Below are 13091 nucleotides of genomic sequence, written 5' to 3'. Positions count from 1 at the left end.
AATCATCCTCATTCTAGCGGCGGGCCCTTGCCCGCCTTCTTGTCAAATTTCGATGCGCGATCCGTGCACGGATCGCCCAAAGCACAGAGCATCGGACCGTCCGGCCAGGCGGCATCATGCATCTTGCGGCAGGCTGGACAGCAGCTGCGCCGCCGCCAGCGCCAGCAGCGCCAGAACCACGAACAGGCTGGCATAGCCAAAGTCCGGCACCACCGAAATCGCGATCCAGGGCATGATCAGCGATGGTGCGGTGTTGGTGAGGTTGAACAGACCGATCCCCAGCCCGCGCGAAGCTGCATGAGGCAGTATGCGCAGCGTCTGGCTGGCATGCAGCGCCAGAAACGCCGCATTGGCGGTAGCGAACAGCATATAGGCCAACTTGGCAATCGCCGGCGTGTCCGCCAGTGCCATGATCAGCAGCGCCGCTGCCGCCGCGACGGCGGTCAGTGCCAGAGCGGCAAAAGGGCGGCCATGGCGATCGGTCCAGCGCCCCAGCAACAGCGCAGCGCCGACCGAGGCCGTCAGCCCGCCTGCATAGAGCAGCATCTTGCCGTCATCGTCCAGCGCGGGGTCGAGGCTGCGCAGCCAGAAGTACAGATAGGCTGCCAGCGCTGCACCCGATAGTTGCATCAACAGCCGCGCCAGCCAGACCCGGACGGTGACCGAAGCATGCACGACAGCCGTGCCAGCCGATCTGACGGGCGCAAGCGGGGGCGGTGCCGATGGGGAAAACAGCAACAGGGGCAGCACGAGCGTCACCGTCATGGCAGCGATGGTCGCAGCCTTGGCGCCCAGGTCTTCCGAGCCATTTTCAGGCAACAGCATCGCGGAAAGCGCGCCCAAGGGCGGCGCAAGCGACAACAGGCCGCCGAGCAGCCCTTTCTGGTCATCGGGCACGTGATCGCCGGCCCAGGCGACCAGCGGAGTGAGCATCAAGTTGAGCGCCATCTGCCAGCCCACGACCAGCCATAGCAGCGTCTGGATGGTGCCTGCCTGTGCGATTGCGAGTTGCAGCGCCACCGTCGTTGCCAAGCCCAACGCGACCCATTCCCTGCGGCGACGGCTTGTGTCACTCAGCCAGCCGGAGGCGACGCCCGAAAGGCTGGCGGCGATGGCCCCGGCAAAGACGATATAGCCCAGCCAACGCACATCCTGGTTGCCGACCAGTTCGGTCACCCGAGCGGGCAGCATCAGCATCAGGAACGGGGTATAAGCGATGACGCCGCCGGCATAGGCGAGCGCATAGAGCAGCAGAAAGCCAGGGCTCGGCCGTGCCGTGTCCCGGGTCACCGGGTCTGCCGCCCAACGCTCATGCTCCAGCTCCGGCACCCATGGCTTCATCCGCACCGTACCCAGGCCCGCCCTCCCGGACCGCTCATCCGCCACAAGCGCATGAACGGCCCGGGCGTTGGCCCCCTTATGCCTGAAGTGATCGCGCGGGAAATGGTCCATTTCGTCGCGGAGAGATCACCGAACACCAGAAATCCGCACGAAGGACCGGCAGCAGCCGGAGCCCCGCCTAGAAGTCCACGCGAACGCGAAGACCATAGCTGCGCGCATCGTTGAGGAAGCGGATATTGAGCGACGATCCGACCAGCGCCTTTTGCGATATCTCTTCGTTCAGGAAGTTGCTGGCCCAGGCCTCGATGCGGAAGTTGCTGATCGTATAACCCATGCCCAGGTTCAGCGTCGAAAAGCCCTGTTGCCGGTCGGGGAAGCCCGCAGCCAGCGAGGTCTGTCGCGTGCCGTCGAGGAAGACGATGTCATCCTCGTTGAACTGGCTGAGGAAATAGGAGGAGCGGTAGTTGAGCAGCGCCTGCCAGTCGAACCGGCCCGGCCCCGCCTGGAAGGACTGCGACAGCCGCGCGCTGAGATTGATCTTCGACGCCAACGGCAGGCGGTTGCCCACCAGGCTGATCAGCGGCGAATTGCCGCCTGCGCCAAAATCCTGCGCGCGTGCATCGGCCACCGTGCCGCGCGTAATGCGGGTATCTAGGAACGCCGCGTTCAGATCCACCGCGAAACTGCCCGGCAGCTTGAAGCGCAATTCGGCCTCTGCCCCATAGATCCGCGACGTGCCGATATTGCGGTTGACCAGCGAAAAGCCGTTGCACACCGGCGGGGACTGAGTGGTGTCGAGGTTGATGCAGGTCAGGTCCTGGAAGACCTGGTTGTTATAATCGTAATAGAAGCCGGTCAGGTTGAACACCGCCGGGCGGTTGAACAGGTCGAAGGCATTGCGGCTGCCGAATTCATAGACCAGCAGGTCTTCGGGCCGGAATTCTTCCGGGATCGCCGACCCGTTGAAGCTGTCGTTGAAGCCGCCCGATTTGTGCCCGGTCGAGACCTTGGCATAGAGCATGTGGTCGTCGTTGATGTCGAATTCGACCCCGACGCGCCAGTCGATGAAATCGAACTTGGCACGCCCAATCTGCTGACCTGGAATGGTAAGGTTCGCAAAGCTGAAACCGCCATTGCGATCCGCCGGGTTGACCGCGGGACAGTTGACGAAGCCATTGTCGATATCGGGCCGATCGATACAGGTCCCATTGGGGTTGGTGCCGTTGGCGATCGATCCGATCTGCGCGATCAGCGTGTCGCGCAGGCCCGGCCGGGCGATGCCTTCGATCAGAAACTGCGCCTGGCCGCGCGGTGTGGTGATGTTCGACACGTTGAAGTTGGGCCGGTCGAGCAAGGCCGGCCGGAAGCCTTCGGTGCCGACGCGCGTCGCAAAGCAGCAGGCGAAATCCTCGCCCCCCAACGTCAGCGCCCAGTTCCCGCCGATGCCGAAACGCGACTTCTTCTCTTCGGTATAGCGGATACCCGCGATCAGCCGCAGCCGGTCGGCGACGTCATAGGTTCCGTCGGCATAGAAGGCGAAGCTTTCGCCCTTCACCTCCGGCATCACGAATTCGGTCGCCGAATAGCAGCAATAGCCGCGATCGGCGAGCGCGAGATAGCCGACCGCCTGGTCCTCGTTGAAATAGAAGCCGCCCAGATTCCAGCGGAGCGGCTGGTCTTCATTGGCGAAGATGCGCGCTTCATAGACCTGGCTTTTGGACTTGGTCTGCCAGAAATTGCCCGAGAAATTGTCGTACTGCACCGCCGATAGGTCGCGACCGGGAAAGTCGATGCCGTCGCTCGAGGCGTTGACCTGATAGAAATCGACCGAGCGGTAGCTGCCCGTCAGCTCGGCACCGAAAGTACCGAAATCATAGGCAATCTTTCCCTGGACGCCCCAGAGCTCGTTTTCCATATCGCCCTGCAGGCCGCGATAGACGACATCCCTGAGGTTCAGCTTGTCGGGCCTGAGGCCGGTCGCTGCGACCGCGCTGAAGATGTTCGCACCGGGATAGCCGGTCCCCGTCTCCTTGCCGTAATCGCCGATGATCGAGATGCTCAAGCGGTCGCTCGGCTCCCAGAGGAAAGAGAGGCGGGCGGCGTAATTCTCTTCGAGCCCCGCAGGCTTCAACGTGTTTGCCGGCGCACCGGTGGACACGTTGTTGAAGCCGTAATCGCGGTTGACGTAGTAAGCCGAAGCGCGCAGCGCCGCGGTGCTGCCCAGCGGCACGTTGATCGCGCCTTCCGCTGCATAAGACGAGCGGTTCGATACCTCCGCCTGGGCATAGCCGCCGAACTGGCCCAGCTTGGGCTTGGCGGTGATGATATTGAGCGTGCCCGCCAGCGCGTTGCGCCCGTAAAGCGTGCCCTGCGGCCCCTTGTTCACCTCGACGCGCTCAAGGTCATAGAACATCAGACCGAGCCCGCGCGGACGCGGGATATAGGTGCCGTTGAGATGCGGGGCGGCGCCGGGATCGCCCAGTTCGGTATTGTTTGCCGAACCGACGCCGCGGATGAAGATCTCGACATTGCCTTCCTGGTTGGCGATGCTCAGGCCGGGCACGGCCAGCTGCAGCTGTCGCAGTTCGGCGATACCGTCCCGGCGCAGCTGTTCGGAGCCCAACGACTGGACGACGCCCGAGACGTCCTGCAAATTTTCCTCGCGCCGGTTGGCGGTGACGATGATGTCGTCCTTGTCGCGCTCCGCCCCGTCGGCAGGGCGATCCTGCGCATAGCCAGGCAAAGCCGCCGAGGTCGACAACAGCACGAAAAGCGCGGCGCGTGTGAACTGGTTTGTGTTCATGACATCCTCCCTATTCTCAATCTTATTTGCATTGAACTACCGGTCTGCTCGGCGAGACGATTCTGGCCGACGACATGACGATTTCGAGCCTGCCCGCGGTCGCGAGGCTGAGCGGCGTATCGACGCGGGTCATGTCGACGCCTGCCTCTGCAAAGCAGCTCAGCGGAACCGCGATACGCGTCCACTGGCCGGTCTTTGCGGCGGCAGTGAGCATGGGGCCGAGCGGGAAGCCGCCAGCACACTGCGCGCCGCACCCCATCAACAGGCTGACCCCAGCCGTTGGCGGGGTATCGACCTTGAGTTCGATTTCGAGGGCCAGCTCGCCATTCGACTGGCGCGAAAGATCCTCGGGGGCTTCGCGGACAATGGCGGCCACCGCCTGCCCCGCTCCTGTCCAGCGGAGCCGTACAGAATCCTCCTGCGCAATCCGGTCGGCAGCGCGCGCCTCGATTAGATCGGGGCCGGGATTGGTCGAAAGGCTGCCCGGCGGACCGATCAGCAGCCGGTGCCCGGCGCCGGGCTTGCCCGCAGCAAACAGCACGCCGGGATCAGCGACAGCTACGCTGGCGCGCGCTTCCGGCAGCGGGGCGAGCTCGCCCTCGTCGGCCAGGGTCAAGCCAAAGCCATAGGGGAAGAGCGGATCATAGCCCGGATCGCCGATATTGACCGCGGTCTGGTCACTGGCCTTAGGCCAGCTATAGGGCAGCTTGCCGCGGAAATCGGCCTTGCCGAACAGCATGTCTGACACGCCGCCGCCTTCCGACCCCGGCAGCCAGGTGGCGACAAAAGCGTCCGAGGCATTGAGGAAGGGGTTGACCCACATCGCCCGGCCCGAGAGGAAGACCGAGACCGTCGGGATCCCTGCCGCCTTCAACTTGCGCAGCAGTTCGAGCGATCTGGCGTCGTCATAGCCGATATCGGGCCGGTCGCCCTGAAATTCGGCATAGGGGTCTTCACCGAAGACCACGATGGCGACGTCGGGCTTGGTGGTAAATTTGCCTTCGGCCGACAGCGTTGCCATACCGCCTGCGGCCTTCACCTCGGCGGCGATGCCTTCCCAGATCGACTGGGCATTGGGGAAATCGCTGCGCTTGGTGCCGGTCCCCTGCCAGCTCAAAGTCCAGCCGCCGGTCTGCTTGGTCAGGTTGTCCGCACCGTCGCCCGCAACCAGGATGTTCGCGCCGGGATTGAGCGGGAGCAGGCTGCCCGCATTTTTCAGCAGCACGAGCGATTCGCGCACCGCCTCGCGCGCCAGAGCGCGGTGTTCGGCGCTGCCAAGCAGCTCGAAGCGACCGCCATAAGGGCGCTGCGAAGGCTTGCCCGCCTCGAACACTCCGGCGCGCAGCTTGACCCGCAGGATGCGGCGCACCGCATCGTCGAGCCGCGCCATGGGCAGTGCGCCCTGTTTCGCATGCGCCAGCGTGGTGCGGTACAGGTCCTTCCAGCTATCCGGCGCCATGTAAATGTCCAGCCCGGCAACCGCCGAGGCCGGGCAATCGGTGGTGGTGCAGCCTGCAACCTGACCATGGCCGTTCCAGTCGCCGACCAGGAACCCGTCGAAGTTCCAGCGATCCTTGACCACATCGGTCAGGAGCGAGCGGTTGCCGTGCATCTTCACGCCGTTCCAGCTCGAAAAGCTGACCATGACCGATTGCACCCCGGCATCAAGCGCGGGCAGATAGGGCGGGCTGAACAGATCGCGCAACGTTGCCTCGGGCATCTGAGCATCGCCCTGGTCCTTGCCGCCATAAGTGCCGCCATCGCCGAGGAAATGCTTGGCTGTCGCGATGATGTGAGGCCCGCGGAGCCAGTCCTTGTCGCCGACCTTGCCCTGCAGCCCTTCGATCAACGGCGCAGCATAGCTGGCTGCGATCTCCGGGCTTTCGCCAAAGCCCTCATAGGTTCGCCCCCAGCGGTCGTCGCGCACAACAGCCAGCGTCGGGGCAAAGGTCCAGTCGAGCCCAGTGACTCGCATCTCGATTGCTGTCGCCTCGCCGATCCGGCGCACCAGGTCCGGGTTCCGCGCGGCGCCGAGGCCAATATTGTGTGGAAACAGCGTTGCACCGACGATGTTGTTATGGCCGTGCACCGCATCGCTACCCCAGATGACCGGGATGCGCGGCAGCTTGGCGTTGGGCTTCATCGACGCGCTGTAAAAGGCATCGGCAGCAGCCAGCCAATCCCTGGCAGGCGCATTGTAGCGGTTGCCGGGGGCTGAGTTGCCGCCGTTCAGCACCGATCCGAGATGATAGCGATACACATCGTCCGGAGTGACGCTGGCGATATCGGCCTGGATGATCTGGCCAACCTTCTGCTCGACCGACATCGCGGCGATCAGGTCGTCGATCTTCCGCTCGACTTCAGGATCGAGCGCCAGTTTCGATTCGCGCTGCGGCCAGAGTTCGGCATGCGCCTGTGCGCTGGCGGCAGCAGCGCTGGAGGCATCGGCGGCTGCACAAAGAGGGCCGGCGCCAAGCGCGAGCGGCCAAGCCAGCGCCATCAGCGACGCATTACGCAATGCAAGGACAGCCCCATGCGGCACGATCATCACCCCTCCCATCCTGTCGGCGCTTGTTTGGGCCTGACAACGTTTACCGATTCTCGGTCAACGTTTACCGCCATCCATCGACACAAGTCAAGAGAGGCGCTAAAGGGGACATATCGCATCGCCCTGCCGGGGGGTCTCCGTTGGAGGAATTCCCCCTGGAACCTGTTCAGGGGCCATGCAACCGTCTGGAGGGAACAATTTCAAAGCGCGCCACGATCGTTGATATTGCGCGGGTGGCGTGGGTCACCCCCAAGACCGTGTCACGCGCGCTCAACGATGCGCCGCATGTCAGCGCCGCGGTACGCCAGAAGGTGAAAGAGGCTGCAAAAGCGCTCGACTATCACCCCAATCTGGCTGCGCAAAGCCTGATCGCCCGACGCTCGTTCCTGATCGGCCTGACTTATGAACGGCCCAGCCCCAGCTATGTCGTCGAATTGCAGAACGGCGCGCTCAGCCGACTCGACGATGAGCGTTACCGGCTGGTAGTGCTGCCCTTCGCTTATGTCGCGAGCCGTACCGAAGAGCTGGGCAAGCTGCTGCTGCGGGCCGGGCTGGACGGGGTCTTGCTCGCCCCACCAGCCTGCGACCAGCCGTTGCTGCTGGACATGCTGGAACGCCAGCGCCTGCCCTATGCGCGGATCACGCCGCACCGCGATCTGGGTCGCGGGCTAGTGGCGGCGATGGACGAAAGCGCAGCCGGGCATGCGGTCGCGCAGCATATGCTGGTGCTGGGGCATCGCCAGATCGGCATTATCCTGGGCGATCCCTCGCACGCCGCCAGTGGCAGCCGACTGGAAGGCTATCGCCGCGCCTTTGCCGAGGCTGGTGTGGCAATCGACGACGCGCTCGTGGTCACCGGTGATTTCACCTATGACATCGGCTATCGGGTCGCCCGCACCCTGCTGTCCCGCAAGCAGCGCCCAACCGCAATCCTCGCACAAAATGACGACATGGCCGTGGCAGCGATCGCAGCGGCCAGGGAAATGGGGCTGTCGGTCCCGCAGGACCTTTCAGTCGCGGGCTTCGACAATTCTGAGGTCTCGCGCACCGCCTGGCCGCAACTGACCACGGTCAACCAGCCGGTGCAGCAGATGGCCTGGGACGCCGCCGATCGGCTGATCGCGCTGCTTGACGGCAACGGCGCGCCAGAGCGCGCCCAGCGCCGCGACCATGCGCACGAACTGCTGGTGCGCGCATCGACGGCGGCCCCGGCAATCGCCTGATGCGCGTCTAGTCGCGGTCCAGCGGCGGCTTGGCGAGCTCGATCAGTTCGCGCGCTTGCTCGACGAACCACTGGCCTGCCGCTGGTGCCTTGATGCGGCGTTCCGGATCTTCCGGCCCGGCGGTGCCGCGTAGGCATTCGCCATCCGATTCGCCAGGTACCTTGATCCACAGAAAGGCATCGACATAGGCCTCGCCGCTCGCGAGAGTCGGCCTGCGTCCCAGACCCCTGGCCGGCGGATTGCACCAGACCTCGGCATCGCGATAGCGCCCGGCAGGCGGCTTCCACGACCCCAAGCCATTGCGGCTGCTATCGATCAGCGCGTGTTTCTGCGACTGGGGCGCGCGCTTCAGGCCGCGCTCGGCAAACAGCCGGTCATATGCGGCATCGATCCACCTGCGGTTATCGGGCTTCTCGAAAGGGTCCGCGGAAAACTGGCTGGGGCAGGCGCGCGGATCGAGCCCAGTGCGGCTGACCAGCGCGATGCAATCGCTGACCCAGCGGGCATAGGGCACGGCGCGCGCATCGCTCTCGAAGTTCGAGACGTTGAGGAAAAAGCCCGCGACCTTATCCACATCGGCACGGATCAGGCGGCTGGCAATCTCTCCGGGGGCAAGCCAGCTGCTGCCGGTGCCGTCGAGATAGATTCGGACGTTCGGCAGCGCGGCAAGGATCGCCACCGCGCCGCGCAGCTGATCGTAACGGCGCGCGGCGGCGGCTTCGTCGTGGCCCTTGGGCTGGCACCCCTCGACAACCCCCGCCAGCGTGCGATGCCAAGGGATGACGCCAAGCCCGTCGGGTTCAAGCACGACGATCGCCGTGCGGTCCCCGACCCCTTTGGCAAGCCCGCCGATCCAGGCGAGATAGGAGGCTCCATCCGCTGCGCCCCCGGCCGAATAGAGCGCACAGTCGCGATAAGGGATGTTGTACGCAACCAGCACCGGAATCTGCCCGACAGCAGCAGCACGTTCGGTGACATCGCGCGCCAGTCCCTCGGTAATCTCGGGCGTGCCATAGGCCAGCCAAGTGGCGGATGGAACGCGCGCCAGGCGCATGGCATCGGCCCGCGCTCCCCCCGCCAACCTATCGGCGGCCTTCATGGTTGTGCTGCTGTCATCGATGAACAGTCTGGACGCATCGTCAGCGGCCCGCGCGCCCATCACGGGCATCAGCAACACCAACACCAAGGCAAGCCCGTTCCGTCGCATCATCGCTCCCCAATATGTCCATGCTGGCGGATTGTCCGTTGCTCCGCCCCCGCGCGCGAGGGTCGCGCCATGGTTCGGGCAAATCAACCGGGTTGCACAAAAAACTGCAACCGATTCGGTGCCTCAGCCCGAAAGGTACCGTGTCCTGGGGCTGCGCGCCCGCATCGCGATGACCAAGCCGATCATGCCGAGCGCGGCACCGGCGGCGGCAAGCAGGCTCCAGCGATAGCCTTCGAATAGCGTCGACAGCACCATCGCCACCCCCGGCATGATCGGCTTGCAAAATTTCGGCTTCAAGATTCTGACCGAATCTCCTTCTTTCTGAGCGAGAGCCAAGTCAGCCTACGCGCTTCGTGGTCGGATCATTATGTCACTTTCTATCCTAACATTTTCCGGTCTTTCGGGAGCGGCGGAACAACTAGCGAGGGCGCAGCAAAACTGCCTGCTGCAATCCCCGATATCTGCTCGTAGATGTAAAAACGCCGGATGTCCGCTATTGGCGGAAACTGACATTTGTTGAGTTGGTCGGAACGGCTGGTCAGCCTCAGACCCGGTTGCCGGGGCCGGTTGATGACTAAGTCCGCTTTCAAGCAATCGGCTGGTAAACCGCAATGACCGGGATGGGGGCGCAAAGCGGACATCCAGAGCAGACAATCGATGATTGGCTAAATTCTCGGCCCAGGCGGCCAAGGTGGTCATTGGTCGATTTTGGTTCTGGGGCTCGGACCCTGATAGCGATGACGCTCGACCAGCTGGCGCAAGCTTTCAGTTAGCACAAGCGTAGCAGATCCCATTTTGATGACTTCGACCTCGCCCCGCGCGATTAGTAGGTACAGGGTGCTTCGGCTAATGCCCGTGAAGCGGCAGGCATCGGGAACCCGCATGCTGATTGGCTCAATCGACAGCGGTGACGAGGGGGGAAGGGGCGTTCCATGCATTGCGGCACCAATCGTTTCAAATCTAGGCGAGAGGATAGTCCAGAACCAACGACCGCTCAGCAAAGCCATCGACCGCAGAGCTCAAGCCAGCTAGCCGCCGCGCGATCGCCTCCAGCACCTGCTCCAGTGGGATTTCTTCGGGGGAAGGATCAAGTTCAGTATCGTCCATCCCGCATGGCTACATGCCCACGCCGAGCCCGCGCGAGAGACCGAGCGATTTCTGGAGGTCCTGAGACAGCGTTTTCGTGCTCATGGCGTCCAGCCCCAGCTGCGGACGCCGGTTGGTGAGCACCGACTCAAGCTGCGGATCACGCTCCAGCCCCTTGACCATGCCAACCAGCTCCGCCCGCACCTTGTCTGATGCCGCCGCGCTGCCGTTCTTGCGTAGCGCCCGATACTGCTCGGACTGCCGCTGCCACTGATCGACAAAGACATCGGCCCGCCGCTCATTGGCGGCAGCAACGCGCTGCGCCTCGATGCGCAGCTTCGCCTGCTGCTCCATCGCCTGGATCGCCCGATCGGTGCGGCCCTTCACGGCTTCCGGGATCAGGCTCAGATCCCAGTTCACCGCCTTGCGCAGATCGCCAAAGCTGTTGGGCCTCAGCGCATTGAGCTCCGCCCCGGCCTTGTCCAGCGCTGTCCGCTGCGAGGCCAGCGGCTGAAGCCCCCTGTCGCGCATGCCGACAATGCCCTGCGCCACCCGCGCAAAGCGCTGCACGGCCTTGTCGAATGCCTGCCTATCGCTTGCCTGTTCGGGCAATACGACTTTCGTCCTTGCCTGCGCGGCCGGTTCGCGCTGCGGCGCGGGGGTTGCGCCCTTGAGCAGATCAGCGAGATGGCCGGTACGGCTGACCTTGAGCGCGGTGCGTGCCTCGCGCTGTGGCTGCTGCTCGGCGACCTTCTCCGGCTGCCGCGCATAGTCACTAGCCATATCTTTGCCCCGTTCACGGCTGAGCGTGCGGGTGAGCGCCCTGCGATCGGCAAAGTCATCCTTGCCGTAGTGCAAATTGACCTGGGTGCGGTGCCGTGACAGCGCAACATAGGCCCCATGGCTGTCCATGCCCGGCGTCGCCAGCAGCTTGACCTGGTCGACCGTCATGCCCTGCGCCTTGTGGATGGTGGCTGCATATCCATGATCGAGATGCGCATAGTCTTTCAGATCGAACGCCACGGCTTTACCGTCATCCAGCTTCACCGCCATGCGCAGGGCACTGACACTCTCGACGGAGCCGAGCGATCCGTTCTTCACGCCCAGCGAGCGTTCGTTCTTCAGGAACATCACCCGGTCACCATCGGCAAACTGCCGCGCGCCGCGCTCGACCTTCAGCGAAACGTCATCGCCAAGATCGCCGCTCGCGCGCACCTTCTCGCGCACAGCTTCATTGAGCGCCCGAACCTCGTCGTTGGTGTGCGTGAGGATAATCCGGCTGGCATCAGCTTTGGCCTGCCGATCGCGATCCCAGGCATCAACCAGCGCAGCACGCGCAGCTTCGCGCGTCTCGGCGACATGGACATGTCCGGCTTCCTCATAGCGACCAAGCGCCTCACCGGTCCTGCCCGTTGCAAGTTCGCGCGTCGCCTCGCGCTGCCAGTCGATCTGCTGCCGCCGGATCGATGCAATCTCGACAGCGCCATGCCGCTCGGCCGCAGCCCGGAACGCAGCGCCTGCCTCGATAGCCTGCAGCTGCTGCGGATCGCCAACCATGACGACCTTGGCCCCCTGCTGTTGAGCATGCGTGACGACGCGCTCCATCTGCCGCGTGCCGAGCATGCCGGCTTCGTCGATGACGAGGACGTGCTTGCTGGTCAGCTGCTCCCTGCCCTGCCCCCATTGATGCTCAAGGCTCGCTAGCGTGCGCGATGGGATGCGCGAGCCATGCTCGAGGCCCTCGGCTGCAATGCCCGAGAGTGCTGCTCCCTGCACCGTATAGCCGGCGCGCTGCCATGCCTCGCGCGCTACCCCCAGCATCGCGCTTTTCCCCGTTCCGGCATAGCCGATGACATTGCTGACGCCTTTTGCGGATGTGACATGCTCCAGCGCCCCGCGCTGTTCAGCCGACAGGTCCATGCCGCGCGCTTTTGCATTGGCCAGCGCCAGCTCGCGATAACGTTCAGGAACAGCATGGCTGCGCCGTGCTTCAAGCCGGATCGTCGCACGCTCGAGCCGCTGCTCGGTCTCGATCATCTCCCGCGAAGTGAACCGGCCATTGCCCTTCCCGTCCCTGCCCAGGGCAATGAGTTCGGGCGCGCTCTTCACCGCAGACATCACAGCATCGAACTGCTCCTTGTCGGCGCTGTGCCGGTGGGCGAACATGGCAAGGTCGCGCGTGGTGAACGTTGCCTGCTGATGTGTGATCGCATTGAGGGCAATATTCGGATCAGCGATGATCTTCTCGCCGTTTGATCGCGCAATGTCGGCATGCTCTGCCAGCCGCTCAGGCGAAAGCCCCTCACCCGCCATGCGCGAGGCCGCAGCGCCGATCTTCGACTGCGGCTCCAGGTCGATCCCCTGTGCTGCCAGCGAGCGGTGATCGATCCGCGCATCGATATCGAGTTCGGCCATGCGCTGGTTGGCATGTGTGGCCCATGCCTCGCGCCAGTGGGTGAGCAGCTCGGTCCGGTTCCAGTCCCGCACCTTCGCGCCAAATGTCGCGCTGCCGTCTTCGCCGACAACGATCTCGCGCATGGTGAGCATGACATGCGCATGCGGCTTCGCTTCACCATGCACGCCGATATCCCAATGGACATTGAGATCGGCGACCATGCCGCGATCGACAAACTCCGCTTTGACAAAGTCCCGGGCCAGCTCGACCGCCTGCGCCTGGGTCATCTCCCTTGGCAGTGCGAACTCGATCTCGCGGGCAAGTTGCGCGTCCTTGCGCAGCTCGGCCGCCTCAACATCGTTCCAGAGCTTTTCGCGATCGGACCAGGCTTCATTCGCCCCTTCGGGCAGCATGACCTCGCTATGGACGACACCGGCCTTGTTGGTGAAGTCGTGCGTGCGCCCGAGCCGGTCGTCGTGCAGCTTCTC

The 13091-nt window shown here is 64.1% G+C and carries 8 protein-coding genes and 1 pseudogene; 1 reads left to right on the top strand and 8 read right to left on the bottom strand.

Annotated elements, in window-relative coordinates; translation table 11 throughout:
- Positions 1-114 precede the first annotated feature (114 nt).
- The 3 genes from IEW00_RS08090 to IEW00_RS08080 all read right to left on the bottom strand — a co-directional run bounded on the left by IEW00_RS08090 (position 115) and on the right by IEW00_RS08080 (position 6692).
- Positions 115-1290: an MFS transporter gene (locus IEW00_RS08090; protein WP_188513909.1), complete on the bottom strand. Its 1176-nt coding sequence runs from the start codon at positions 1288-1290 to the stop codon at positions 115-117.
- 229 nt (positions 1291-1519) lie between these two features.
- Positions 1520-4144 carry a TonB-dependent receptor gene (locus tag IEW00_RS08085; RefSeq protein WP_188513908.1) on the bottom strand — a complete coding sequence of 875 codons (2625 nt, stop codon included), beginning with the start codon at positions 4142-4144 and terminating at the stop codon, positions 1520-1522.
- A 22-nt stretch (positions 4145-4166) separates the two neighbouring features.
- Complete coding sequence (locus IEW00_RS08080; protein ID WP_188513907.1) at positions 4167-6692, bottom strand: glycoside hydrolase family 3 protein; 2526 nt, start codon at positions 6690-6692, stop codon at positions 4167-4169.
- A 140-nt stretch (positions 6693-6832) separates the two neighbouring features.
- Here IEW00_RS08080 and IEW00_RS08075 point away from each other — a divergent pair, with 140 nt between their 5' ends.
- Positions 6833-7915: a LacI family DNA-binding transcriptional regulator gene (locus IEW00_RS08075; RefSeq protein ID WP_308419316.1), complete on the top strand. Its 1083-nt coding sequence runs from the start codon at positions 6833-6835 to the stop codon at positions 7913-7915.
- 7 nt (positions 7916-7922) lie between these two features.
- Here the strand turns inward: IEW00_RS08075 and IEW00_RS08070 are convergent, their stop codons facing one another.
- From IEW00_RS08070 to traA, 5 genes and pseudogenes are all read right to left on the bottom strand, one after another.
- Positions 7923-9125: a glycoside hydrolase family 6 protein gene (locus IEW00_RS08070; protein WP_229736900.1), complete on the bottom strand. Its 1203-nt coding sequence runs from the start codon at positions 9123-9125 to the stop codon at positions 7923-7925.
- A gap of 120 nt (positions 9126-9245) precedes the next feature.
- Positions 9246-9389: pseudogene (locus tag IEW00_RS08065) on the bottom strand (DMT family transporter); the annotation flags it as partial.
- 428 nt (positions 9390-9817) lie between these two features.
- Positions 9818-10006 carry a helix-turn-helix domain-containing protein gene (locus IEW00_RS08060; RefSeq protein ID WP_229736899.1) on the bottom strand — a complete coding sequence of 63 codons (189 nt, stop codon included), beginning with the start codon at positions 10004-10006 and terminating at the stop codon, positions 9818-9820.
- A gap of 76 nt (positions 10007-10082) precedes the next feature.
- Complete coding sequence (locus IEW00_RS08055) at positions 10083-10229, bottom strand: hypothetical protein (protein ID WP_188513905.1); 147 nt, start codon at positions 10227-10229, stop codon at positions 10083-10085.
- Positions 10230-10238: 9 nt separating this feature from the next.
- Positions 10239-13091 (bottom strand): Ti-type conjugative transfer relaxase TraA (gene traA, locus IEW00_RS08050; RefSeq protein WP_188513904.1); only part of this gene is annotated, 2853 nt, incomplete at its 5' end.

Origin of the sequence: Blastomonas aquatica (assembly GCF_014639875.1) — a bacterium.
GTDB classification, from domain to species: domain Bacteria; phylum Pseudomonadota; class Alphaproteobacteria; order Sphingomonadales; family Sphingomonadaceae; genus Blastomonas; species Blastomonas aquatica.
The sequence above is the reverse complement of the archived record's forward strand: the minus strand, read 5'-3'. Positions and strand labels throughout refer to the sequence as shown.

Bases quoted from the DNA above. Each gene is read 5' to 3' on its own strand.
- IEW00_RS08080 (WP_188513907.1), bottom strand. From the start codon at position 6,692: ATGATCGTGCCGCATGGGGCTGTCCTTGCATTGCGTAATGCGTCGCTG.
- IEW00_RS08085 (WP_188513908.1), bottom strand. From the start codon at position 4,144: ATGAACACAAACCAGTTCACACGCGCCGCGCTTTTCGTGCTGTTGTCG.
- IEW00_RS08060 (WP_229736899.1), bottom strand. From the start codon at position 10,006: ATGCGGGTTCCCGATGCCTGCCGCTTCACGGGCATTAGCCGAAGCACC.
- IEW00_RS08070 (WP_229736900.1), bottom strand. From the start codon at position 9,125: ATGATGCGACGGAACGGGCTTGCCTTGGTGTTGGTGTTGCTGATGCCC.
- IEW00_RS08055 (WP_188513905.1), bottom strand. From the start codon at position 10,229: ATGGACGATACTGAACTTGATCCTTCCCCCGAAGAAATCCCACTGGAG.